Raw genomic sequence first — 24,166 nt, 5'->3', positions numbered from 1 at the left:
CTTTCGTTCGCAGGTGGAATAAGTGACTCAGGGCCTGAGAGCCCTGAGGAAAAAAGCCGCGGTTGCGTCGGTCTGCGCGGTGAGCGAGTATTTCCGCCCGGAGATGAGCCAAGACGTGACCGCCTCGTCCATCGCCCCGAAAATCAGCAGCCGAACGAGCTTCACATCGAGATCCTGTCGGAACGTGCCTTCCTCCATTCCTTGGACGAGCAGCGACTCGATTAATTGTATATAGGGCTTCACGGCCTGACCGATGGCAACACGCAGCTCCAGCGAGCTCTGGCGCAGCTCGATCTGCGTTACGTAGGCCAACTCGGGATTGCCCTCCAGCTCGGCGTAGTGGATCGTGCAAACCTCGCGCAGCGCTTCGTCGGCGGTTCGGGCGTCCGCCACGCGGGCTTTAAATTTGTCGACCAGCTCTCCCAGCCGTTCGCGGAAGAGGGAGATGAGAATATCTTCTTTGTTTTTAAAGTATAAGTAAATCGTCCCGTCCGCGACGCCTGCTTCCCGCGCGATCTTGGAAACCTGGGACCCGTGGTAACCCGTTTCGGCGAATACTTTGACGGCGGCGTCTAGAATTAAATTGTATTTTAGGCTTTTTTTACTTGTCATCGCGCCACCTCGGTGGTAGAATTCGAATCGAAACTGAATGAATGGTCATTCATTTTTCTATCCCCATCTTAGGAAAACCGGAAGGCGTTGTCAATGCAGGAAAGAAAAACGCCTGACTCCAATCCGAAAACTTCTCACCGGACCGTTCGTTAATTTGAATCAATGTAAGGGCTTACAGCAAACTTCCTCGAAAGGACGGGTGCTCATGCTCGGGCAATGGATTCATTACGTCTTATTCCTGCTGGTCGTCGGATATGCGCTCTCCTTGTTCTACAAAGCCGTCTATCACCGCTACCTCTACGTCAAGCTCGGGCAGCCGGCGCCGCATCCGCTGGACTGGCGGCAGCGCGTCCGGGATTTGCTCGGCCAGGCGCTCGGCCACCGCAAGCTGCTCAAGGACCGCAAAAGCGGCGTCATGCACCTCGTCCTCTTTTACGGCTTCATCGTCCTTCAGTTCGGCGCGCTGGATCTGATCTACACGGGTTTGTCGGGCGGGCACCCGCTGCCGATCCCCGGCTACCGCGTCTTCGGCCTGACGCAGGAGATCGCGGTGCTGCTCGTGCTGCTCGCGACCGGCTACGCCGCCTATCGCCGCTACGGCGAGCGCCTGAAGCGGCTCAAAAAAGGCTGGAAGCCGAGCCTCGTCCTCTATTTCATTTTCTTCCTCATGTTATCGGTTCTGCTCTCTCTGGGCTTCCACCGCGTTGTCGAAGGGTTGCCCTCTTCCGGCTATGCGCCGATTTCTTCGCTTCTCGCGTCGGCTTTCGCCGGTCTCTCGGCGGGCGCGGCCCGGGCATTATTCTACGTTTGCTGGTGGGCGCATCTCGCGATCCTGCTCGCCTTTCTCGTCTACATTCCGCAGTCCAAGCACTTTCATTTGCTCACAGCGCCGCTCAATTTGTTCCTCGGCCGGAGCGAGCCGGTCGGCAAGCTGCGCAAGCTCGATCTCGAAGACGAGGAGGCGGAGAGCTTCGGCGTCGGCCAAATCGAGGACTTCACGCGCAAGCAGATGCTCGATTTTTACGCCTGCGTGGAATGCGGCCGCTGCACGAACGTATGCCCGGCCTCCAATACGGGCAAAGCGCTGTCTCCGATGCATCTGATCGTAAAGCTCCGAGACCATCTTACGGAAAAGGGCGCGGCCGTCACGGCCAAGTCGCCGTGGGCGCCGGCGTTCGCCTTCTCCGGGGGAGGCGCGCATGCGCTCGCCGCCGGGCCGGAGGCGCCCGATTGGCAGCCGGACGGCATCACCGACATCAATCCTACCCTCGCCTGGCAAAAAGCGACCTGGCAGCCCGCGGACAAAAAGGCGGAGGAGCTGGCGCTCATCGGCGACGTCATGACGGAGGAGGAGATCTGGGCGTGCACAACCTGCCGCAACTGCGAGGATCAATGCCCGGTCGGCAACGAGCACGTCGACAAGATCGTCGATCTTCGCCGCCATCTCGTCCTGATGCAGGGCAGCGTGCCGCACGAGGGACAGCGCGCGATGCAGAACATCGAGCGCCAAGGCAATCCGTGGGGGATCAACCGCAACGATCGCGCCAAGTGGACGGAGGAGATCGATGGCATTCCGGTGCCGACGGTGAAAGACAATCCGGCGTTCGACATCCTCTTTTTCGTCGGCTCGATGGGCTCGTACGACAACCGCAGCCGCAAGGTGTCCCGCGCCTTCGTCCGGCTCCTGAACGAAGCGGGCGTGAACTTCGCCATTCTCGGCAACGAGGAGCGGAATTCGGGCGACACGCCGCGACGGATGGGCAACGAGATGCTGTTCCAGCAGCTGTGCGCGGAAAACATCGAGACGTTCCGGCGCTACGGCGTAAAGCGCATCGTCACCGCCTGCCCCCATACCTTCAACACGCTGAAAAACGAATATCCCGATTTCGGGCTTGAGGGGGTGGAGGTGCTGCATCACACGCAGCTGCTTGACGCGTTGCTCCGGGACGGCAAGCTTCGCCCGCGCCATGCCGTGAACGAGCGCATCACCTACCACGATTCCTGCTACCTCGGCCGCTACAACGACGTCTACGACGAGCCGCGAAACGTGCTTCGCGCCATCGAAGGCGTCGAGCTGGTCGAAATGGCGCGCAGCCGCGAGAACGGCATGTGCTGCGGCGCCGGCGGCGGCATGATGTGGATGGAGGAAACGTCCGGCAAACGCGTGAACGTCGCCCGGACCGAGCAGGCGCTGCGGACGAATCCGTCCGTCATCAGCAGCGCCTGCCCGTTCTGCCTGACGATGATGGAGGACGGCGCCAAGCTGAAGGAAGTCGACGATCGCGTGAAAGCCCGCGATATCGCGGAAATTTTGGAATGGGCCGTCTTCGGTCGGACGGCGGCCCAAGCACCGCCAGCGCCTGCCGCTGAGCCAACCGTACAGGAGGGATCCAGCTTATGACCGCATCCATCACCAAAGCCGCCGTAATCGGCTCCGGCGTCATGGGCGCGAGCATCGCCGCGCATCTGGCCAACGTCGGCATTTCCACGCTGCTGCTCGACCTCGTCCCGGCGCAGCCGACGCCGGAGGAGGAGGCCCAAGGGCTGACGACGCGCCATCCGGCCGTGCGCAACCGGCTGGCGACGCAGGCGATCTCGCGCCTCGCGAAGATCAAGCCCGCGCCGCTGTACGACGACGCGTTCGCAAGCCGGATCGTGCCGGGCAACCTGGAGGACGATCTGGCGCGCATCGCCGAAGTCGACTGGGTCGTCGAGGTCATCGTCGAGAACCTGGACGCCAAGCGGGAGCTGCTCCGCCAGATCGAAGCGCACTGGAAGCCCGGCACCGTCGTCAGCTCGAATACGTCCGGCATCTCCATCGACGAGATGGCTGCAGGCCGCGGCGACGCGTTCAAGTCGCATTTCCTCGGCACGCACTTTTTCAATCCGCCGCGTTACATGCAGCTGCTCGAGATCATTCCGGGCGAGGGGACCGACCCGGCGATCGTGCGGCGGATGGCGGCTTTCGGCGAGAAGAAGCTCGGCAAAGGCGTCGTCGTGGCCAAGGACACCCCGAACTTCATCGCCAACCGGATCGGCACCTACGGCCTCCTCGTCACGCTGCAGGCGATGGAGCGGCACGGCTATACGGTCGAAGAGGTGGACGCCGCGACGGGGCCGGCGCTCGGCCGGCCGAAGAGCGCGACGTTCCGCACGCTCGACCTGGTCGGTCTCGACACCTTCGTTCACGTCGCGAACAACGTCTACGAAAAAGTCGCGGACGAGGCGGAGAAGGCCGTGTTCGCGCCGTCGACCTTGCTGCAGGAGATGGTGTCGCGCGGCTGGATCGGGGAGAAGGCGGGGCAGGGATTCTACAAAAAAGTGCGCGGCGAGCAGGGCAGCGAGATTTTGTCCCTTGATCTGAAGACGATGGAATACGCGAAAGGCAAAAAACCCGCGGGCGCTTCGCTCGAGGCGGCCAAAGCCGCCAAAGGCGCGCGGGCGAAGACGAAGGCGCTGCTCGGCGCAAACGACCGCTACGCGCAGCTCGCGTGGGAGGTGCTAAGCGCTACGCTGATCTATGCGGCGGAGAAGGTCGGCGAAATCGCCGATTCGGTTTACGACATCGACCGCGCGATGCGCTGGGGCTTCAATTGGGAGCTCGGCCCGTTCGAGCTGTGGGACGCGATCGGCCTCGCCAAGTCGGCCCGGCAAATGGAGGCCGAGGGACGCGCCGTACCGGCCTGGGTCAAGGAATGGATCGCGGCCGGCCACGCGTCGTTCTACGAAGGATCCGCAGGCGGCACCTCCTATGTCTATCAGGGAAGCTATCGCGCGGCGGTGCAGCCGCCGGAGATCATCTCCCTGCGCGGTCTCAAGGAGCAAGGAAAGACGATCGTCGGCAACAGCGGCGCAAGTCTCATTGACGTCGGGGACGGCGTCGCGTGCCTCGAGTTTCACTCGCCGAACAACGCGATCGGCGCCGATATCCTGACGATGATCCAGAAAAGCGTGGACGAGGTGAGGGCGAATTACGACGCGCTGATCCTCGCGAACGAAGGGCGCCATTTCTGCGTCGGCGCGAATTTGATGCTGCTGCTCATGGAGGCGCAGGACGAAGAGTGGGACGAAGTCGACGCGATCATCCGGCTGTTCCAGGATTCGATGATGAAGCTGAAGCGCTTGGAAAAGCCGGTCGTGGCCGCGCCGCACCGGATGACGCTCGGCGGCGGCGTCGAGGCGTGCCTGCCGGCCGACGAGGTGGTCGCGCACGCGGAGACGTACTACGGGCTCGTCGAAGTCGGCGTCGGCCTCATCCCCGCCGGCGGCGGCTGCAAGGAAATGGCGCGCCGGATCAGCCGGGCGAACCCGAACCCCGAGGTCGATCTTCAGCCGCATGTGAACGCGGCGTTCCTGAACATCGGCATGGCCAAAGTGTCGACGAGCGCGCACGACGCCAAGCGGCTCGGCTATCTGCGCGAGCAGGACCGGGTCGTCGCCCATCCGGACCACCTCGTCTTCGAGGTCAAGCAATCCGCGCTGCGCCTCGTCCGAGCCGGCTATGAGCCGCCACAGGAAGAGAAGGTCCGCGTCGTCGGACGGGACGGCGCGGCCGTCATGAAGCTCGGCGCGCTCGACATGCGGCGCGGAGGCTACATTACCGACCATGATCTGCTGATCGCCGGCAAGCTGGCCCACGTTCTCGCGGGAGGCGACGTGCCGGCCGGGGCGCTGGTCACGGAGCAGTACCTGCTCGATCTGGAGCGGGAGGCGTTCCTCAGCCTGTGCGGGGAACCGAAGACGCAGTTGCGCATGCAGCACATGCTCGGCAAGGGCAAGGCGCTGCGGAACTAATCCAATCTTGAAGAGAGGTGAACGACATGAGAGAAGCCGTCATCGTTTCCGCCGCTCGCACCCCGGTCGGCCGGGCTAAGAAGGGCAGCTTTGTCCACACCCGGGCGGAGGATCTCGGCAAAACGGCGCTGCAGGCGGTCATCGACCGGGCGCCGGGCGTCGCCAAAGCGGACATCGAGGACATCATCATCGGCTGCGCCATGCCCGAAGGAGAGCAAGGGCTGAACTTCGCCCGCATCATGTCGCTGTACGCGGGCTTTCCGTCCGCCGTTCCGGCGCTGACGATCAACCGGTTTTGCTCGTCCGGGCTTCAGTCCATTGCGTTCGCGGCCGAACGCATCATGACCGGCGGCGCCGACGCGATCATCGCCGGCGGGGTGGAGAGCATGAGCCACGTCCCGATGGCCGGGTTCAAGCCGGCACCCCATCCGGACATCGTGGCGCAAATGCCGGACGTGTACATCGCCATGGGCCACACGGCCGAGAACGTCGCCGAGCGGTTCGGCGTGTCGCGCGAGGACCAGGACCGGTTCGCCGCGGACAGCCACCGCAAGGCGGCCGAGGCCCTGCGATCCGGCGCGTTCCGCGAGGAGATCGTCCCCGTCGCGACGGCGCTTCGGGGCTTCGGCGACGACGGCAAGCCGTGGACGAAGCCGCTCGTCGTCGAGACGGACGAAGGCGTCCGCCCGGATACGACGCCCGACGTGCTGGCGAAGCTGAAGCCGGCGTTCAAGGAGGGAGGCACCGTGACGGCCGGCAACGCGTCGCAGATGAGCGACGGCGCCGCGGCCGTGCTCGTCATGAGCCGCGAGAAGGCGGAGGCGCTCGGTCTCGCGCCGCTCGCCGCCTTCCGGTCGTTCGCGCTCGCCGGCGTCGATCCCGACATCATGGGCGTCGGACCCGTGGAGGCAATCCCCAAGGCCGTCCGGCTCGCCGGGCTGGATCTGGCCGACATCGATCTGTTCGAGATCAACGAAGCCTTTGCCTCCCAATGTCTGCATATCGTCCGGGCGCTGGCCCTCCCGGAAGACAAAGTCAACGTCAACGGAGGCGCGATCGCCCTCGGGCATCCGCTTGGCTGTACCGGCACGAAGCTGGCGACAAGCCTGATTTACGAGCTGCGCAGGCGCGGCGGCGGCTTCGGCGTCGTCTCGATGTGCATCGGCGGCGGCATGGGCGCGGCGGGCGTGTTCGAAGTGTATCCCGGAAACTGACGGGCGTAGAAGTCCCACTAGCTAGCCTAGCATGTTCGCAAACCAACTCACGAAAACGGAGGAGAGACGGATATGGCGGATCAAGTGATCGATCAAGCGGTAGGCGGGAGCTTTGTCATTTCGGATACGGATTTCGAGCGGATCATGACGCCCGAGGATTTGACCGAGGAGCAGCGGATGATCGCCGAGACGACGTCCGACTTCGTCGACGGCGAGGTGCTGCCGGTCGACGAAGAGCTGGAGAAGCTGAACTACGAGCTGACCGTCAAGCTTATGCGCAAAGCCGGCGAGCTTGGGCTGCTCGGCGCGGACGTGCCGGAGGCATACGACGGTCTCGGCCTCGACAAGGTCAGCTCCACGCTGATCAGCGAACATTTGTCCCGGGCGTCCTCGTTCGCGCTTTCGATCGGCGCGCACGTCGGCATCGGCACGCTCCCGATCGTCTACTTCGGGTCGGAGGCGCAGAAGAAGAAGTATTTGCCGGACCTCGCCACCGGCGCCAAAATCGCCGCCTACTGCCTGACCGAGCCGTCTTCGGGCTCGGACGCGCTGGGCGCGAAGACGACGGCCCGCCTGTCGGAGGACGGCCGGCACTACGTGCTGAACGGGACCAAGCAGTTCATCACGAACGCCGGCTTCGCGGATCTGTTCATCGTGTATGCCAAGGTGGACGGCAAAGACTTCAGCACGTTTATCGTCGAGCGGACGATGGAGGGCGTGAGCGTCGGACCGGAGGAAAAGAAGATGGGCATCAAAGGCTCGTCCACCCGCCCGCTCATCCTCGAGGATGTCCGCGTACCGGCGGAAAACCTGCTGTGGCAGGTCGGCAAAGGCCATCTGATCGCCTTTAACATCCTCAACATCGGGCGCTTCAAGCTCGCCGTCGGCTGCCTCGGGGCCGCCAAGGAGACGATCGGCATCAGCGCGAAATACGCGAACGAGCGGACCCAGTTCGGCCGTCCGATCTCGTCCTTCCCGCTTGTCGCCAAGAAGCTCGCCGAAATGAACATCCGTACGTACGTGCTCGAGAGCATGGTATACCGGACGGCGGGCATGATGGACGCCGGGCTCGGCGGCATCGACCATGCAAGTCCGGACGCGGGCGTCCAATCCGCCAAGGCGATCGCCGAGTACGCGATCGAATGCTCGATCAACAAGGTGTTCGGCTCGGAGGCGCTCGACTTCGTCGCCGACGAAGGCGTCCAGCTTCACGGGGGCTACGGCTTCATCCAAGAGTACAAGGTCGAGCGTATTTACCGGGATTCGCGGATCAACCGCATTTTCGAAGGCACGAACGAAATCAACCGCCTGCTCATTCCCGGCACCCTCGTCAAACGCGCGATGAAAGGCGAGCTGCCGCTGCTCCAAAAGGCGCAAGCGCTTCAGTCCGAGCTGCTTCAGCTCGTTCCCGGCCAGACGTTCGAAGGGACGCTGGAGGAGGAGGCGCACCTCGTCTCGATGGCGAAGAAGATGTTCCTGATGGCCGGCGGGGCCGCCGTGCAGACCTACCAGTTGAAGCTCGAGCAGGAGCAGGAGACGCTCAGCCATTTGGCGGACATCATGATCCAGATCTACGCGATGGAAAGCGCCCTGCTGCGGACCCGCAAGCGGATCGCGAGCAAAGGCGAGGAGAAGGCCGCCGTTCCGATCGCCATGACGCGCGTGTTCGTCCGCGAAGCGTTCGCCGGTATCGAAACGTTGGCGAAGGAAATTCTCGCATCCGTCGCCGAAGGCGACATCCTTCGCACCCAGCTGTCCGTTCTCAAAAAGTTGACTCGCCAATCGCCCGTTCGTACGATACAGTTAAAGCGCGACATCGCTTCCAGCGTGATTGAATCGGAACAATACGTGTGTTAAGCCGGATTCCAAACCAATGAGGTGAAGGATCATGTCGCTCAAACCGTGGCTCAGTCACTATCCGAAGGAAGTGCCGCCGACTTACCCGTATCCGAAAAAAAATCTCGCCGATTTTCTGATCCAATCCGCTGCGGATTATCCCGCGCATACGGCGCTCCACTTCATGGGCAAGGAAATGAAATACGCGGATCTGCTGGAGGGCGCCTACCGGTTCGCCCACGCGATCCGCGGCCTCGGCGTGGCGAAGGGGGACCGGGTGGCGATCATGCTGCCCAACTGCCCCCAGCTCGTCATCGCTTACTACGGCACCCTATTCGCAGGCGGCGTTGTCGTGATGACCAATCCGCTTTACATGCCCCGCGAGCTGGAGCACCAGCTCCGGGACTCGGGCGCGCGGGTGGCGGTGACGCTCGACCTGCTGCACCGCAAGCTGAAGGAAGTCATGCCAAGAACGCCCGTTGAGGATGTCATCGTCACTTCGGTGAAGGATTACCTGCCTTTCCCCAAAAACCTGCTTTATCCCCTGAAAGCGAAAAAGGACGGCTTGAATCTGGACGTCGCCTACGAGCGCGGCATTCACTCCTTCGTCCGGCTCATGCACGACGCGCCCGCGTCGCCGATCCACACCGACGTGGACGCCGAGAACGATCTCGCGCTCCTCCAGTACACCGGAGGGACGACGGGTCTCTCCAAAGGCGTCATGCTTACCCATTACAACGTTATCGCCAACACCATTCAGTCCAACCTCTGGGCCTATCGCTGCAAGCCAGGCAAAGAACGTTATTTGGCAGCGCTTCCTTTTTTCCACGTGTTCGGATTGACGGTGCTGATGAACAAGGCCGTGCTTCAGGGCGGCTGCCTCATCCTCGTGCCGAAGTTCGAAGCGGGCCAAATTCTGCAGGTCATTCACAAGCTCAAGCCTACGATTTTCCCGGGCGCGCCGACGATGTACATCGCCCTTTTGAATCATCGCAACCTGAGCCAGTACGATCTCTCGTCGATCAACATGTGCATCAGCGGCGCGGCGCCGCTGCCGAACGAAGTCCAGGAAAGGTTCGAGAAGCTGTCCGGCGGCAGGCTCATCGAGGGCTATGGCCTGACCGAAGCTTCTCCCGTGACGATGGCGAACAACATCTGGGAAAAGCGAAAAAGCGGCTCGATCGGCATCCCTTTTCCCGATACGGCGGCGAAGATCGTCCACCCGGAGACGGGGGAGGAGCTGCCCGTCGGCGAGACGGGAGAGCTCGCGGTTCGGGGGCCGCAGGTTATGAAAGGCTACTGGAACGCGCCGGAGGAGACGGCGAAGACGCTGCGGGACGGATGGCTGCGCACGGGAGACATGGCCCGGATGGACGAAGACGGCTACTTCTACATCATGGACCGGATGAAGGACATGATCATCGCCGGCGGCTTCAACATTTACCCGCGCGAGATCGAGGAGGTGCTGTTCGAACACCCAGCTGTGCTGGAGGCAGCCGTGCTTGGCGTGCCTGATCCTTACCGGGGCGAGACGGTCAAGGCGTTCATCGTATTCAAGGAAGGCAGGCAGGCGACGGAGCAGGAGTTCGAGCAGTGGTGCCGCCAGCGGCTGGCCGCCTACAAGGTGCCGCATCTCTACGAATTCCGCGACAGCCTGCCGAAGACGATGGCGGGCAAGGTGCTGCGCCGCAAGCTGCTGGAGACCGCGCCTCCGGAGGCCGAGGAAGTCACCCAGTAGCGCGGCGGCCGGGTGGCAGGAAGAAGGGAGGACCTCGAATGGATATCGCGCGCGGGCAGGAACGGTTCGAACGGATGTCGGAGCAGGCGCTGCGAACATTCTGGGGGTACGTCGGCTGCGAAATCGAGCGCATCGGCGAGCGCGAGGTGGTCGTTTCGCTGGACGTGAAGGAGCACCATCTGAACCTGATCGGCATTCTGCACGGCGGCGTCCACGCGACGCTGCTGGATTCGGCGATGGGACTCGTCGCCATGCTGGCGCGGCCGGACGTCGACGTCGTGACGTCGAATTTGAACCTGCACTTCACCGCGCCCGCGGGGCTCGGTCCGGTTATCGCCGCCGCGGAGATCGCGCATCTGTCCGGCCGGATGATCACGACCCAGGGCCGGCTAACCCGCGCGGACGGCTCGCTCTGCGCGCTCGCGACCGCCTCGTTCCGCGTGATCGATCGGAAGGGGACGTAGGGGGCGAGTGGTTGGGGGCGGAGCATGAGGGCTTGCAAAAGCAAAAGCCGGCAAGGAGCAGCTAGCTGCTTTTTGCCGGCTTTCGAATTCTCCGAGAGGAGGGGTACACTGCTTTATTTGGGCCATGTACGATACACTCTCCCCGCATTCGGGTGGACGCGGGATTTTGAGAACCATGTACAGTAAAATTTACCGCACGTCCGCATGAGCGAACGCAGCGAGGATAGGGATCGGAAGGAAATACCACACCTTCACAATCCCCGCCGCTAAGAGGACCATGTGCAGAAAAAACTACCACACCTTCACATTCCCCGCCGCCAAGAGGACCATGTGCAGAAAAAACTACCACACATTCGCATGAACCGAGGCCGAGAGCGACTTAGAGAAGTAAAAAATACCATACATCCGCATTAGCTGATGTCGCGAGGACGATGAGCGGAAAGCATGACCACACATTCGCAGTTCCCGCTGCCACGCGGGCCAGAAACCAATTAGGGTTACTTAAAACTTCGAATCGACCCGCGCTGTCCCGCACCTTTCACCGTCATCTAAGGTAGGAAGCTGCTCAAGAGGTTTGCCGGAACTAGGAGGGAAAAGTCAAGCCGTTTGATATGCCACGCCGACGCACTTGCCCTTATACGGGCCCGAACGCTCGAGGTGATCCAGCATGAAAGCCGCCACGTCTTCGTAAGCGACGTTTAACTCTGCAAACCGGCTGAAGATAAGACCGGTCAGCTGCTCCGGCGACAACTCCCGCGTGCTCTCCGGGAAGGGAAGAGGCAGCAACTCGGTAGATACCTCCAATTGTCGCGCCGAGGTTTCCGGGGAAGCGTCGATCATCGTGCCCGGACACATGATGGACCAATCCAATTCGGTCCGGCGCAGCCGGTCGAGGTTGCGGTCGTGATTCTTGTAGGCGGGCGGCATGCCGGGCAGATCGTTGCCGAGGATGGATGTATGCGGGACCGTCAGGAGTCCGGCGCCTCCCATCGCCCAGATACGGCCGGAGAACAGCGACTGCCGTTCGCCCTGGGTGACGATGTTGTCGACGAGTTGGACGAACGTATCCCCATCCCCCGCCGTTCCTGCCGCAAGGATGGCCGCGTCCTGATGGGCCAGCGCCCGGTGGACGCTTTGCGGGTTCAGCATATCCTCTTCCATGACGTTAATCTGCGAAACGACATTCGCTCCTTGCTGCTCGAGCAGTTTTTCCGGATTGCGGACGAAGGCGGTCATCTCATGTCCTCTCTCTACCCCGGCTGCCAATACCCGCCGACCGACGTTTCCCGTTGCTCCAAATACGACGATTTTCATTTCGATGCCCTCTTTCCTTTGGTTTTGGTGGATTGACTTAAGGTTAGCACCCGACCTAAAATCTTGTTAAGAACCCACTTTCGTGTAAGGCACGCACTTCCAAGTAAGGATGGAGGAGGACGAAGATGGCAGCCGCTAATTTCGCAGCAAGGGATTGTCCGATCGAAACGGTCATTCGCGTCCTGGGCGGGAAATGGAAGCCCACGATCCTGTGGCATCTCCTGGATGCCACCCGGAGATTCAGCGAGCTGGAGAAGCTGATCCCCGACATCACGCAAAAGATGCTGGCGCAGCACCTGCGCGAGCTGGAAGCAGACGGCGTGGTTACGCGTACGGTCTATCCGACGGTGCCGCCCAAGGTAGAGTACTCGCTCAGCGAATATGGCATGACGATCGTTCCGGTCATGGAAGCGATGTGCAGCTGGGGCAATCGACATCAGACGATGGAAAGGCCGATGGAAGAGGCGCGGGCCGCGAACGGCTGAGGCAAAGGATGGCTAGGCCAAAAAATTCGGCTTGCAGCCTTCACTCACAGCCGGCTGCTCGCTGATGTTGCTGCATGCCAAAGAACCTTCCGTCCCTTAGGAACGGAAGGTTCTTTGCATTTCCGTCACCGCTAGCCGATGACGGAAAAGTAAGCTTCGCACGCGCGGAAGAGCGCCGCCTCGTCGTCTAGCCGAATGCCGAGGGCGGGGGCATAGGCCGCCACGTCCCGCCGCCCCGGCCCGGCGGAATGAGACGGCTCCGTCCCCACGGCCGCCAACTGCATGCCCGTCTGCTGCCGCACACTCGCCACACGCGCTCGCAGCTCCGCCTCACCGAACGCCACCTGCTCGCCGGCCCGCAGCCCCACACTCGCCTCACGCGCTCGCAGCTCGACCTCGCCGAGCGCCGCCCGCTCGCCGGCCCGCAGCCCCACACTCGCCTCACGTGCTTGCAGCTCGGCCTCGCCGAGCGCCGCCCGCTCGCCGGCCCGCAGCCCCACACTCGCCTCACGCGCCAGCAGCGCCGGTTCCGCAAGCGCCGCCCGCTGGCCGGCTTGCAGCCCCAAGCTCGCCTCGAGCGAGCGCAGCGCGGTCTCGACGAGCGCCGCCCGCTGGGCGCCCCACCGCGCCCGTTCGAGCGCGGCGAGCAGGAACGCCTGCTCGACGGTCAGCCGGCGCAGCCGCACGAGAAAGGCGCTCCACCGCACCAGATCGAAGGCAGCCGCCGCGCCGCAGAGCGTGCACTCGCTCCATCCCGACGCGCGCCCGCAGCTCAGCTTCAGCACGCCCCGGCGGACGGGGAGCGCTTGTCCTTCCACACCGCGTTCGGCAAACGCGAAAACCTCGATTCCCGTCAAATGAAGCTCGACCACCCCTGCTGCACTCCTTCCCAAACGACCCAACCAATGATATTTGACTATAAAGCCTAACGCGGCTTTTGTAAAATCGTGCTGCCGTCGGCAAGACGCGCCTAAGCGCCAAATCGGCAAATATTGCCGTTTTCGCGATGAAAAATCGTCTTTTTCTCCCGGTCCGACAAGGGTTGCTCGCTCATTCGCGCGCGATCGCATTCCAGCTTTCCGGCAGCTTTCCAACGGCTTTACGCGTCGCTCTCAAGCGTGGCGGAACTTCCATAAATGCGAGAATGAGAGAGCGGCAAAGAGCTTGATCGAGTTCGATCCGATTGTAAGCGGTACGAACGGCGCCCTCGGCGAAATTAGGCAGAACCTGGTTTTCGGCTTGCATTTACAAAGCGGGAGCCGAGGCGTAATATTCGATTCAGCCATTCGGCAACTCGCCAATCGGCGAATCCCCGGAATGCCGGGGAAGCGAGGAAATCGAACGCGCGCGGCCGTCCGGTGTGAGAGCCGGCGGACGCCGCAGGGTGAATCCCGAGGCGCGGCACCTAGGAGCCGCGCCATCGGGTAGGGCGACTCTCACCGCCCGAACCCGTCCGCAACACCCGCAACACCCGGAACACCCGGAACACCCGCAACACCGCAACACACCGCAACACCAGCAACACCCGCAACACCGCAACACCGCAACACCCGCAACACCGCAACACCGCAACACCGCAACACCCGCAACACCCGCAACACTCACAACAACCAAATTGCTCTTTATCGCTGAGTCCCTGCGCATGCAGGGAACGGGGGAACCAACGGCCGTCCTCATCCGGCGGCCATGGGGTGAATCCAAGGGGAAGCGGAAGCTTCCCCGAGGTAGGGCGACTCTCACGCCCGAATCCGTCAGCTAACCTCGTAAGCGTACCGAGAGAGGCAACGACGATCGTGAACGGACACGGTTTATTTCCGACTGTGCCTGGAAGCCGCGAGAAGAGTTCCTCTTCGCCCGCGGCTTCTTTTTTTGTTGCCTTCTCCGACCTTCAGGAGGATAACAGGCCCATGAACGCGCAAGAATTTGTACTCGTCTCCGCTCCCAACGTCGCAGGCGAGCAGTTTATCAAGCACCTCGTCCGGCGCGGGATTCCGTTCGCGGCGATCGCGAACAACAAGATCGACTTCGAACGGCTCGGCGAGTTGGGCGTCACGCACCGGATCTCGGTCGATACGACCCAGATTCAGACATGGGCGGTTCCGGATCTCGAGATCGGCCGCGTGTTCCTATTCGAGAAGAGCCTCAATCTCTGCTGCCGCTATATCCAGATTTGCCGGGCCTGGACGTCCAAGCCGATCTACGTCATCACGGGAAGCTCCAATCCCAGGCTGGTCTACAAAGGACTCGGCGCGAACCACGTCATTCATTCCAGCAGCGGCGACGTCGCCTTTCTCATTCAGGATCTAGTCCCCTAAAAAGCCATTAGGAGGGAAACGACATGCCGGACATTTATATGGTACTTTTGCTGGCCGCCCTTTTCGCCGTCTTTTACGGCTTTGCGGTCTGGTGCGACCGGGTCGTGGAAGGATCGGAGGGCGATCGGCCATGACGGTCGTCCTGATCTTCGCGGGGCTGGCGTTTCTGTATTTGATCTACGCCTTGATTCATCCGGAAAAATTTTAGCGAAACGCGCTTCAAACGAACGGAGGAGGAATCGGACGAATGGGAGTCTTGCAGATCGTCCTCGTCCTGGCGGTGCTGGTCCTTTTGGTCAAGCCGCTGGGCACCTATGTGTATCACGTATTCTCGAACGAACCGAACCGGACGGACCGGCTGTTCGGCCCGGTCGAACGGGCCGTTTACCGGCTGATCGGACTGAAGCGGCGGGACGGCATGACCTGGCGGCGGTACGCGCTCAGCTTTCTGCTGACGAATATCGTGCTCGTCGCCTTGAGCTATCTGATCCTGCGCTTGCAAAATCTGCTGCCGCTGAATCCGAACAAGATCGAAGGCATGGAAGAAACGCTGAGCTTCAACACGGTCGTCAGCTTCATCACCAACACGAACCTGCAGCATTACAGCGGGGAAACGGGACTCTCTTACTTTTCCCAGATGGCCGTCATCATGATGATGATGTTCACTTCCGCGGCGACCGGCTTTTCGGTCGCGATCGCCTTCGTCCGCGGCTTGACGAGCCGGGGGCGGACGATCGGCAACTTTTTCGAAGACTTCGTCAAGGCGATCACGCGGATTTTCCTTCCGCTGGCGACGATCGTTGCGCTCGTCCTGGTGGCGCTGGGCGTTCCGCAAACGCTGGATCCGACCTTAACCGTTACGACGATCGAAGGCGCGGCCCAGCATATCGCGATCGGGCCGGTCGCGGCGCTCGAATCGATCAAGCATCTGGGCACGAACGGCGGCGGCTTTTTCGGGACCAACTCGTCGCATCCGTTCGAGAATCCGACCCCGCTCACGAACGTCATCGAAATATGGTCGATGTGGACGCTGCCGGCTTCGCTTCCTTTCGTGTACGGGAAATTCGCCAAGAACCAAAAGCAGGGCTGGGTCGTCTTCGGCGCGATGATGACGCTGTTCCTTGCGTTCCTGGCGCTGATCTACGCGTCCGAGCTGCGGGGCAACCCCGCGCTGAACGCGCTCGGAATGGACGCCTCCCAAGGCAGCATGGAGGGCAAAGAAACGCGCTTCGGCATCGCCCAATCCGTGTTGTTCACGGCCGTGACGACGGCAGCGACGACCGGCTCGGTCAACAACATGCACGACACGTTGACGCCGCTCGGCGGACTCGCTCCGCTCGCCGAGATGATGCTGAACTGCGTGTTCGGGGGCAAAGGCGTCGGGCTCGTGAACATGCTCATGTACGCGATCCTGGGTGTCTTCCTGGCCGGGCTCATGGTCGGCCGTACGCCGGAATTTCTCGGCCGCAAGATCGAGCCGAGGGAGATGAAGCTGATCGCCATCGCGATTTTGGCGCACCCGTTCATCATCCTTGTGCCGACGGCCATCGCCTTGCTGACGGACGCAGGCCGGGCCGGGGTGACGAACCCGGGCTTCCACGGCATCTCCCAGGCGCTGTACGAGATGACGTCCTCCGCCGCCAACAACGGGTCGGGCTTCGAGGGGCTCGCCGACAACACGCCGTTTTGGAACATTTCCACCGGTATCGTGATGCTGCTCGGCCGCTACGTCTCGATGATCGCGATGCTGGCGGTCGCCGGCTCGCTTGTCCGCAAAACGTGGGTGCCGGAAACGGTCGGCACGTTCCGGACGGACAACGCGCTGTTCTGGGGCATCCTGATCGGCACCGTTCTGATCATCGGAGCGCTCACGTTCCTGCCAGCCGTCGTTCTGGGACCGATCGCCGAGCATTTGACGCTCCGCTAACGAAGAGAGGAATGCCATATGAATCCGAAACGTCAATCGATGCTGACCAGGCCGCTGGTCCAACAAGCGTTGAAGACCAGCTTCGTCAAGCTAAACCCCGTCACGATGATGAAAAATCCCGTCCTATTCGTCGTGGAGCTCGGCACGTTTGTCGTGCTGCTCATGACGGTATTCCCCGGTTATTTCGGCACTCGGAATGACATGGGGTTTAATGGGACGGTATTCGTCGTCCTGCTGTTCACCTTGTTGTTCGCCAACTTCGCGGAGGCGCTGGCCGAAGGGCGCGGCAAGGCGCAGGCCGGCGCGCTGAAAAAGACGAAAAACGAAATCACCGCCCATCAGGTGGCCGGCAGCGGCATCAAGGCGGTCTCGTCCACCGAGCTGCGCAAAGGCGACGTTGTCGTCGTCGCCCAGGGCGAGACGATCCCCGGCGACGGCGAAGTGATCGAGGGCCTCGCGTCCGTCGACGAATCGGCCATTACGGGCGAGTCCGCGCCGGTCATCAAGGAAGCGGGCGGCGACTTCAGCTCCGTCACCGGGGGGACGCGGGTCGTCAGCGACCGCATCGTCGTCCGGATCACCACGGATCCGGGGGAATCGTTTATTGACCGGATGATCTCGCTCGTAGAAGGCGCGAAGCGCCAGAAAACTCCGAACGAACTCGCGCTGAACACGCTGCTGACGAGTCTGACGATCATCTTCCTGATCGTCGTCGTCACGCTCGCTCCGCTGGCGAAGTTCGTCGGCATCGAGCTGCAGGTGCCCGTGCTGATCGCGCTGCTCGTCTGCCTCATTCCGACGACGATCGGCGGCCTGCTGTCTGCCATCGGCATCGCGGGGATGGACCGGGTCACCCGGTTCAACGTGCTGGCCATGTCCGGCAAAGCCGTCGAAGCTGCGGGCGACATCAACACGATGATCCTCGACAAGACGGGGACGATTACGTACGGCAACCGGATGGCGAGCGCGTTCATCCCCGTTGGCGCACACGACGTCCAGACGCTGGCCGCTTGGGCCGCGATCGGATCGCTGCGCGACGAGACGCCCGAAGGGCGCTCGGTGCTGGAGCTGATGAAGCGGGACGCGATCCGCTACGACGACGCCCTTGCCGAGGGCGGGACGTTCGTCGAGTTCAAGGCCGAGACGCGTTTGAGCGGCATCGACCTGAAGGACGGACGCCAGGTCCGCAAAGGCGCCGTCGACGCCGTCAAGAAGTGGGTCGTCGCGCAGGGCGGCTCCGTTCCAGCCGATCTCGACGCCAAAGGCAACGCCATCGCGACGGAGGGCGGCACGCCGCTCGCCGTCGCGGTCGACGGCGTCGTCTACGGCCTCATCTACTTGAAGGATACGGTGAAGCCCGGCATGCGCGAGCGCTTCGAGCAGCTGCGCAAAATGGGCATCAAGACGATCATGTGCACCGGCGACAACCCGCTGACCGCGGCGACGATCGCCCGCCAAGCCGGCGTCGACGACTTCATCGCGGAGAGCAAGCCCGAGGACAAGATCGCGGTCATCCGGCGGGAGCAAGCCGAAGGCAAGCTCGTCGCGATGACCGGCGACGGGACGAACGACGCGCCGGCGCTCGCGCAGGCCGACGTCGGCCTCGCGATGAACAGCGGAACGGCGGCGGCCAAGGAAGCGGCCAACATGGTCGACCTCGACTCCGATCCGTCCAAGATCATCGAGGTCGTCTCGATCGGCAAGCAGCTGCTCATGACGCGAGGCGCGCTGACGACGTTCAGCGTCGCCAACGACATCGCCAAATATTTCGCCATCATCCCCGCCATGTTCATCCTGGCGATCCCGGAGATGCGCGCTCTGAACGTCATGCATCTCGGCTCGCCCTTGTCGGCGATTCTGTCCGCGCTCATCTTCAACGCCGTCATCATCCCGCTGCTCATTCCGATCGCGATGAAGGGCGTCGCATACCGCCCGATGGGCGCGGCCAAGCTGCTATCGCGCAACTTGCTCGTCTACGGGCTGGGCGGCATCGTCGCGCCGTTCGTCGGCATCAAGCTCATCGATCTCGTCGTTCATCTGTGGGTCTAAACCCGAAAGGAAGGTTATCGCCATGAATCACGCTGACCATGCGTCCGGATCGTCCGGCGCTTCGATATTCTGGGTGGCGCTGCGAGCCGGCATCGTCTTTCTGCTCGTATGCGGCATCGTTTATCCGCTCGTCACGACGGGGATCTCGCAGGCGATCATGCCCCATACGGCGAACGGTAGTCTCGTGAAGGACGCATCCGGCCATGTCGTCGGCTCGGCGCTGATCGGCCAGAATTTCGCCGATCCGAAGTACTTTCAAGGACGCGTGTCGAGTATTTCTTATCAGGCGGAGGCGTCGGGATCGAACAACTACGCCCCGTCCAATCCGGAGCTGCTGAAGCGCACGCAGGCTTCCATCGACGCCTGGAAGGCAGCCAATCCCGACGTGCCGGTCGATCGGGTGCCGATCGGTCTGCTGACGAACTCCGCCTCGGGCCTCGATCCGCAGATCTCCCCGGCGTCGGCCGAGGTCCAGGTTCCGCGAATCAGCAAGCTGACGGGCATCCCCGCCGGACGGCTTCGCGCCTTGATCGAGGATCACACCGAGGGACGCGACCTGGGCGTCTTCGGCGAACCGCGCGTCAACGTGCTGAAGCTGAATCTCGCGCTGCAAGAGATGTTGGGAAAATAACGACGATCGACCGGTCCCGGGAGGGATGCGAATGGAGAGCTACCGGCGCAAAACCCCGGAGGAGATGCTGCATGCCATCTTTCAGCTGCATCGGGGGCGGCTGAAAATCTTCATCGGCGCGATCGGCGGCGCCGGCAAAACGTACCACATGCTGCGCGAGGGCCATGCCCTCCGGGAGCAAGGCGTCGATGTCGTCGCGTGCGCCGTATCGACGAAACGCCGCCCGGAAACGGCCGCCCAGCTCGAAGGCCTGGAGCGCATTCCGAGCATTCGCTGGCAGCGGGACGGCGAAGAGCGGAAGGATCTCGACATGGCCGCGATCCTGGCCCGCAATCCGGAGGTCGTCCTCGTCGACGGCCTCGCCCATCGGAATCGTCCGGAGGCGGAGCAGAAGACCCGGCTGGACGATATCCGGCAGCTGCTCGCGCGAGGCATCAGCGTGCTCACGACGGTGAACGTCTACGAAATCGAAGGCGTCACCGAGCTGGCGCAAAAACTGACAGGCATCGAAACGCGGGAGACGGTGCCGGCGGAAGCGATCGAGGGGGCGGACGAAGTCCGCCTCATCGACGTGTCCCCGGAAACGATCTTGCAGCGGCTCGACGAAGGGCGGCTCTGCAATCTGAAGGACGCCGACGCGAAGCGCATGCGCCGCGGCCAGCTCGGCAAGCTGCGCGAGCTGGCGCTCCGCATGATGGCCGAAGACGTGAACGGCTCCCTGGAGCGGCATCGCGAGTCGGAAGGCCTTGTCGGCCCTTCCGGCGCAACGGAGCGCATCCTCGTGTCCGCCCAGTATCACTGGAACGGCTCGATCTACATCCGCAGAGGGCAGCAGATCGCCCGGAGGCTGAACGGCGAGCTGCTCGTCGTCGCCTTTGCGAACGCCGCGAAGCCGCTTTCCAAGGAAGCCGCCGCGTTCAAGCGCTCCATACGGAAGCTGGCGGACAAAGTCGGGGCGCGCTTCGAGGAGCTGCCGCTGCCGGGCCGCCGCAGGCTGGCCGCCGCCCTGGTCGGCTATGCCGCCCGCCAAGGCGCGACGCGCATCGTGCTCGGGCATTCGAAGATGAGCCCCTGGCAGGAGCGGCTCAGGGGCTCGATCACAAGCGGCGTGCTGCGGCGGGTCCGGGGCATCGACGTGTTTTTCGTCGCGGACCGCGCCGACCAGGAGGGGGAGCGGATTTTGCCCGCGCGGTCGAGGAGCGAGCAGACGGCGACCCCTTACAAGCGGCTCACGGAGCAGGAGGTCGAGCGCAAGATCGACCGCATCCGGCGCGGCCGCTTCAAGGTCTACGTCGGCGCCGCGCCGGGGGTGGGCAAGACGTACGCGATGCTGCGCGAGGGCAACGACATGCGGGCCAAAGGGATCGATGCGGTCGTGGGGCTGCTGGAGACGCACGGGCGGGCGGAGACGCGCGCGCAGCTCGGATCGCTCCCGGTGATAGAGCGGGCTAAGATCGCATACCAGGGCGCGACGCTCGAGGAAATGGACGTTCCGGCCATTCTCGCCCGCAATCCGGAAGTCGCGCTCATCGACGAGCTGGCGCATACGAACGTGCCGGGCAGCCGCCACCGCAAACGCTACGAGGATGTCATGGAAATTCTCGAGGCCGGCATTTCGGTCGTCACGACCGTCAACGTGCAGCATCTGGAGAGCCTGAACGACGCCGTCGAGCAGATAACCGGTGTGCGCGTGCGGGAAACCGTGCCGGACTCCCTGCTCCGCCTGGCCGACGAGGTCGAGTTGATCGACGTCGCGCCCAAAGCGCTGCAGGAGCGGATGCGCGCCGGCAAAATCTACGCGATGGAGAAGGTCGAGCAGGCGCTGGGGCATTTTTTCCGGACGGGGAATCTGATCGCGCTCCGTGAGCTGGCGCTGCGGGAAATCGCGGACGACGTGGACGAACGGCTCGAGTCCTGGGAGCGCAACGCTTCGCTGCGGGGATCCTGGGGACGCCGGGAGAGCATCTTCGTCGCGGTGACGGCCGGCGAGGGGGCGGAGCGGCTTCTCCGCCGCGGCTTTCGCATCGCGCACCGGCTGAAGGCGGAGTGGCGAGCGGTGTATGTTCACGCGGGGAAGAACGAGCCGGGGGGCGCCTTGCGGCAGCGGCTCGAAGCGCTCTCGGAGCTGGCGGAACGGCTAGGCGGACAGTTCGAGACGCTCCGCGCGCCGTCGGCTCGGCGGATTCCGGAAGCGCTGCTGGCGCGGGCGGACGCCTGCCGCAGCACGCAGATCATCCTCGGCCAGCCCGTCCGCGAAGGCGGTCCGCTTGGGCCGTTTCGGCGCTCCGTCGTACGGACGATCCTGCGGAAAGGCCGGCGCATGGACGTGCTCGTCGTCGCCGATCGCCGGTTGGAGCCTTCCCGGTTCTAAGCCGCAACCCCGCGCCGGGCAGCGGCGTCTAATCTTTGAAAAGGCGGACGTACACGGGAGGGAGACGCAATGAAAAAGACGTTCCGGGACAAAGCGTTCGTGATCGGCTTGTCGATCGCCTGCGGCGTGCCGCTGCTGCTGCTGTGGGGCTGGCATCGGCTGATGGACGGCTTGTAACCAAGATGGTCCTCGAAAGCGCCGTCCCGCCGCATGGCGGAGGCGGCGCTTTGGCGTTGCCGCCGAATCCGAACCCGCGGTCGCCGCAGCGCTCGCCCATATGATAAAATGGACGCAACTCGAAAGGAGCTGCGGAAATGAAAGACTTTCTAAACGAACCTACCGGCGTATTTCCCTCCGTCTGCTCGCTCGACTGTCCGGACCAATGCGGGCTCCTCGTCCACAAGCGTGACGGGCGCATCGTCAAGATCGAAGGCGACCCTGATCACCCCGTCACCCAGGGCGCGATTTGCAACAAGGTCCGCCACATGGCGGAGCGCATCTACGATCCGAAACGGCTGACGACGCCGCTCAGACGCGTGGGGCCGAAGGGCGAAGGCGCCTTCGAGCCGATCACGTGGGAGGAGGCGATCGGGACGATCACCGGCCGATGGCGGGAGCTGATCGCGTCCGAAGGTCCCGAGTCGATTCTCCCCTACAGTTTTTACGGCAACATGGGACGCATCGGCACCGAAGGGATGGACCGGCGATTTTTCAACCGGATGAGCGCCAGCGAGCTGGATCAGACGATCTGCGAGGCCGCCGGCTCCGAAGGCTATCGCTATACAATGGGCGACAGCATCGGCACGTCTCCCGAGGATACCGAGCACGCCAAGCTGTTCGTCTTCTGGGGAATCAACGCCGTCAGCACGAACATGCACCAGGTGACGATCGCGGAAAAAGCGCGCAAAAACGGCGCGAAGATCGTCGTCATCGACGTCCACCGCAACCGGACGGGCAAATGGGCGGACTGGTTCATCCCGTTGAAGCCGGGCACCGACGCGGCGCTGGCGCTCGGCCTCATGCACGTCCTGTTCGCGGAAGGTCGGACCGACGAAGCGTTTCTGCGGGAATACACGGTCGGCCATGAGGAGCTGAGGGCCCACGTGAAGGCCTACGATCCCGACACGGTTGCGGATATCACGGGCGTCCCGGCGGGCGACATCGTTCGTCTCGCGCGCATGTACAGCGAGACGACGCCGTCCTTTATCCGCATCGGCAACGGCATCCAGCATCACGACAACGGCGGGATGTGCGTCCGCACGATCGCCTGCCTGCCGGCGCTGACCGGGCAGTGGCTTCACCGGGGAGGCGGCGCGATCAAGGCGAACGGCGGCTACGTGCAGCATAATTCGCGAGCGCTGCAGCGCCCCGATCTGCGGAAAGGCAAGGCGCGCTCCGTGAACATGAACCGCCTGGGCAGCGCGCTGCTGGAGCTTGATCCGCCGATCCGATCCCTTTACGTGTACAACACGAATCCCGCCGTCGTCGCGCCGGAAGCGAACAAAGTCCGGGAGGGGCTGTCGCGCGAGGATCTGTTCACGGTCGTCCACGACCTGTTCCCGACCGAAACCGCCAAGTACGCGGACATCGTGCTGCCGGCGACTTCGGCGTTCGAGAATACCGATTTGTATCATTCCTATTGGCATCATTACGTTCAGATCCAGCAGCCGGTCGTGGCGCCGTACGGCGAAAGCAAATCGAACGTCGAGGTGTTCCGCCTGCTGGCCCGGGGGATGGGCTACGACGATCCCGCGCTGCAGGACAGCGAAGCGGATCTCATCAGGCAGGCGGTGGACTACCCGCGGAATCCCGCATACGACGGCATCACCTATGAAGCGCTCGTCGAACGCCAGTACGTTAAAGCCGACGTGAAGCCGCTGTTCCCCGGCCGGCTCCCGACGCCGAGCGGCAAGATCGAGCTGTATTCGGCCGCGATGGGGCGCAAGGGCTATCCGCCGCTGCCGACATACACGCCGCTGCTGGAGCAGGACGAGGAGCGGTGGCCGTTCCGATTTATCCCGGGACCGAACCACAACTTCCTGAATTCGACCTTTTCGCTGAACGAGAAGCACGCGAAGCTCGAAAAGGCGCCCAAGCTTCACATGAACGCGGCCGACGCGGCGGCGCTCGGGATCGGAGACGGCGAGAGGGTCCGCGTGTGGAACGACCGGGGCGAAGCGGAGTTGACCGCGGCGATCGGCGAAGACGTCCTCCCGGGCGTCGTCGTCAGCCAGGGGCTATGGGCCGACGCGCCGGGCAAGAAACACACGGTCAACGCTTTGACGCCGGATCGGTTGGCCGACATGGGCGGAGGCGCCGTCTTCTTCTCCGGACGCGTCCAGGTGGCTCGCGCCGGCGAGGCGGTTGCGGAAGCCGCACCATAAGAAAGCGAAAATCGGATTGCATCGATGCCGCG

17 protein-coding genes and 1 riboswitch are annotated in these 24,166 nt (G+C 63.1%); of the genes, 14 read left to right on the top strand and 3 right to left on the bottom strand.

The window, feature by feature from the left end; all coding sequences use genetic code 11:
* Positions 1–27 precede the first annotated feature (27 nt).
* Positions 28–612, bottom strand: a complete 585-nt coding sequence (locus tag LKX83_RS17850; protein ID WP_227883648.1) for a TetR/AcrR family transcriptional regulator — start codon at positions 610–612, stop codon at positions 28–30.
* 205 nt (positions 613–817) lie between these two features.
* On the opposite strand from LKX83_RS17850, the gene LKX83_RS17845 reads away from it, so the two are divergent.
* From LKX83_RS17845 to LKX83_RS17820, 6 genes are all read left to right on the top strand, one after another.
* The gene (locus LKX83_RS17845; RefSeq protein ID WP_227883647.1) at positions 818–3,013 is read left to right on the top strand and encodes a (Fe-S)-binding protein; all 2,196 of its coding nucleotides are present in this window, start codon (positions 818–820) and stop codon (positions 3,011–3,013) included.
* Complete coding sequence (locus LKX83_RS17840) at positions 3,010–5,406, top strand: 3-hydroxyacyl-CoA dehydrogenase/enoyl-CoA hydratase family protein (protein WP_227883646.1); 2,397 nt, start codon at positions 3,010–3,012, stop codon at positions 5,404–5,406. Before LKX83_RS17845 ends, LKX83_RS17840 begins: the two co-directional genes overlap by 4 nt.
* Before the next feature lie 26 nt (positions 5,407–5,432).
* Complete coding sequence (locus LKX83_RS17835; RefSeq protein WP_227883645.1) at positions 5,433–6,620, top strand: acetyl-CoA C-acyltransferase; 1,188 nt, start codon at positions 5,433–5,435, stop codon at positions 6,618–6,620.
* Positions 6,621–6,692: 72 nt separating this feature from the next.
* Positions 6,693–8,477, top strand: coding sequence for an acyl-CoA dehydrogenase family protein (locus LKX83_RS17830; protein WP_227883644.1), 1,785 nt, complete (start codon positions 6,693–6,695; stop codon positions 8,475–8,477).
* 31 nt (positions 8,478–8,508) lie between these two features.
* The gene (locus LKX83_RS17825; protein WP_255654645.1) at positions 8,509–10,194 is read left to right on the top strand and encodes an AMP-binding protein; all 1,686 of its coding nucleotides are present in this window, start codon (positions 8,509–8,511) and stop codon (positions 10,192–10,194) included.
* A gap of 38 nt (positions 10,195–10,232) precedes the next feature.
* On the top strand, positions 10,233–10,658 hold the full coding sequence (locus LKX83_RS17820) for a PaaI family thioesterase (protein ID WP_227883643.1): 426 nt from the start codon (positions 10,233–10,235) through the stop codon (positions 10,656–10,658).
* A 597-nt stretch (positions 10,659–11,255) separates the two neighbouring features.
* On the opposite strand, the gene LKX83_RS17815 is transcribed toward LKX83_RS17820, so the two are convergent.
* On the bottom strand, positions 11,256–11,972 hold the full coding sequence (locus LKX83_RS17815; RefSeq protein ID WP_227883642.1) for an NAD(P)-dependent oxidoreductase: 717 nt from the start codon (positions 11,970–11,972) through the stop codon (positions 11,256–11,258).
* A 125-nt stretch (positions 11,973–12,097) separates the two neighbouring features.
* Between LKX83_RS17815 and LKX83_RS17810 the strand changes: the two genes are divergently transcribed.
* Complete coding sequence (locus LKX83_RS17810) at positions 12,098–12,457, top strand: winged helix-turn-helix transcriptional regulator (RefSeq protein ID WP_227883641.1); 360 nt, start codon at positions 12,098–12,100, stop codon at positions 12,455–12,457.
* 131 nt (positions 12,458–12,588) lie between these two features.
* Here the strand turns inward: LKX83_RS17810 and LKX83_RS17805 are convergent, their stop codons facing one another.
* A complete protein-coding gene (locus LKX83_RS17805) occupies positions 12,589–13,446 on the bottom strand; it encodes a hypothetical protein (protein ID WP_227883640.1) in 858 nt (285 codons plus the stop codon).
* Between the two features lie 627 nt (positions 13,447–14,073).
* A riboswitch (cyclic di-AMP (ydaO/yuaA leader) is annotated at positions 14,074–14,243 on the top strand.
* A gap of 121 nt (positions 14,244–14,364) precedes the next feature.
* On the opposite strand from LKX83_RS17805, the gene LKX83_RS17800 reads away from it, so the two are divergent.
* The 7 genes from LKX83_RS17800 (at position 14,365) to LKX83_RS17770 (ending at position 24,134) form a co-directional block, all read left to right on the top strand.
* On the top strand, positions 14,365–14,772 hold the full coding sequence (locus tag LKX83_RS17800) for a phospholipase D-like domain-containing protein (protein WP_227883639.1): 408 nt from the start codon (positions 14,365–14,367) through the stop codon (positions 14,770–14,772).
* A gap of 130 nt (positions 14,773–14,902) precedes the next feature.
* The gene (locus tag LKX83_RS34430; protein ID WP_227883685.1) at positions 14,903–14,980 is read left to right on the top strand and encodes a potassium-transporting ATPase subunit F; all 78 of its coding nucleotides are present in this window, start codon (positions 14,903–14,905) and stop codon (positions 14,978–14,980) included.
* 39 nt (positions 14,981–15,019) lie between these two features.
* The gene (kdpA, locus tag LKX83_RS17790; RefSeq protein WP_227883638.1) at positions 15,020–16,699 is read left to right on the top strand and encodes a potassium-transporting ATPase subunit KdpA; all 1,680 of its coding nucleotides are present in this window, start codon (positions 15,020–15,022) and stop codon (positions 16,697–16,699) included.
* A gap of 18 nt (positions 16,700–16,717) precedes the next feature.
* Positions 16,718–18,748: a potassium-transporting ATPase subunit KdpB gene (gene kdpB, locus LKX83_RS17785; protein WP_227883637.1), complete on the top strand. Its 2,031-nt coding sequence runs from the start codon at positions 16,718–16,720 to the stop codon at positions 18,746–18,748.
* A gap of 22 nt (positions 18,749–18,770) precedes the next feature.
* Complete coding sequence (gene kdpC / locus LKX83_RS17780) at positions 18,771–19,379, top strand: potassium-transporting ATPase subunit KdpC (RefSeq protein WP_227883636.1); 609 nt, start codon at positions 18,771–18,773, stop codon at positions 19,377–19,379.
* Between the two features lie 31 nt (positions 19,380–19,410).
* Complete coding sequence (locus LKX83_RS17775; RefSeq protein ID WP_227883635.1) at positions 19,411–21,750, top strand: histidine kinase; 2,340 nt, start codon at positions 19,411–19,413, stop codon at positions 21,748–21,750.
* Positions 21,751–22,064: 314 nt separating this feature from the next.
* A complete protein-coding gene (locus LKX83_RS17770; protein WP_227883634.1) occupies positions 22,065–24,134 on the top strand; it encodes a molybdopterin-containing oxidoreductase family protein in 2,070 nt (689 codons plus the stop codon).
* Positions 24,135–24,166: the final 32 nt, after the last annotated feature.

Origin of the sequence: Cohnella baijiui (genome assembly GCF_020731285.1) — a bacterium.
Taxonomy (GTDB): Bacteria; Bacillota; Bacilli; order Paenibacillales; family Paenibacillaceae; genus Cohnella.
This window is presented reverse-complemented; position numbering and strand designations above follow the sequence as displayed.

Coding starts and splice junctions, on each gene's coding strand:
- LKX83_RS17815 (WP_227883642.1), bottom strand. CDS start 11,972: ATGAAAATCGTCGTATTTGGAGCAACGGGAAACGTCGGTCGGCGGGTA.
- LKX83_RS34430 (WP_227883685.1), top strand. CDS start 14,903: ATGACGGTCGTCCTGATCTTCGCGGGGCTGGCGTTTCTGTATTTGATC.
- kdpC (WP_227883636.1), top strand. CDS start 18,771: ATGAATCACGCTGACCATGCGTCCGGATCGTCCGGCGCTTCGATATTC.
- LKX83_RS17820 (WP_227883643.1), top strand. CDS start 10,233: ATGGATATCGCGCGCGGGCAGGAACGGTTCGAACGGATGTCGGAGCAG.
- LKX83_RS17825 (WP_255654645.1), top strand. CDS start 8,509: ATGTCGCTCAAACCGTGGCTCAGTCACTATCCGAAGGAAGTGCCGCCG.
- LKX83_RS17835 (WP_227883645.1), top strand. CDS start 5,433: ATGAGAGAAGCCGTCATCGTTTCCGCCGCTCGCACCCCGGTCGGCCGG.
- LKX83_RS17830 (WP_227883644.1), top strand. CDS start 6,693: ATGGCGGATCAAGTGATCGATCAAGCGGTAGGCGGGAGCTTTGTCATT.
- LKX83_RS17845 (WP_227883647.1), top strand. CDS start 818: ATGCTCGGGCAATGGATTCATTACGTCTTATTCCTGCTGGTCGTCGGA.
- LKX83_RS17800 (WP_227883639.1), top strand. CDS start 14,365: ATGAACGCGCAAGAATTTGTACTCGTCTCCGCTCCCAACGTCGCAGGC.
- LKX83_RS17850 (WP_227883648.1), bottom strand. CDS start 612: ATGACAAGTAAAAAAAGCCTAAAATACAATTTAATTCTAGACGCCGCC.
- LKX83_RS17775 (WP_227883635.1), top strand. CDS start 19,411: ATGGAGAGCTACCGGCGCAAAACCCCGGAGGAGATGCTGCATGCCATC.
- LKX83_RS17770 (WP_227883634.1), top strand. CDS start 22,065: ATGAAAGACTTTCTAAACGAACCTACCGGCGTATTTCCCTCCGTCTGC.
- LKX83_RS17840 (WP_227883646.1), top strand. CDS start 3,010: ATGACCGCATCCATCACCAAAGCCGCCGTAATCGGCTCCGGCGTCATG.
- kdpA (WP_227883638.1), top strand. CDS start 15,020: ATGGGAGTCTTGCAGATCGTCCTCGTCCTGGCGGTGCTGGTCCTTTTG.
- LKX83_RS17810 (WP_227883641.1), top strand. CDS start 12,098: ATGGCAGCCGCTAATTTCGCAGCAAGGGATTGTCCGATCGAAACGGTC.
- kdpB (WP_227883637.1), top strand. CDS start 16,718: ATGAATCCGAAACGTCAATCGATGCTGACCAGGCCGCTGGTCCAACAA.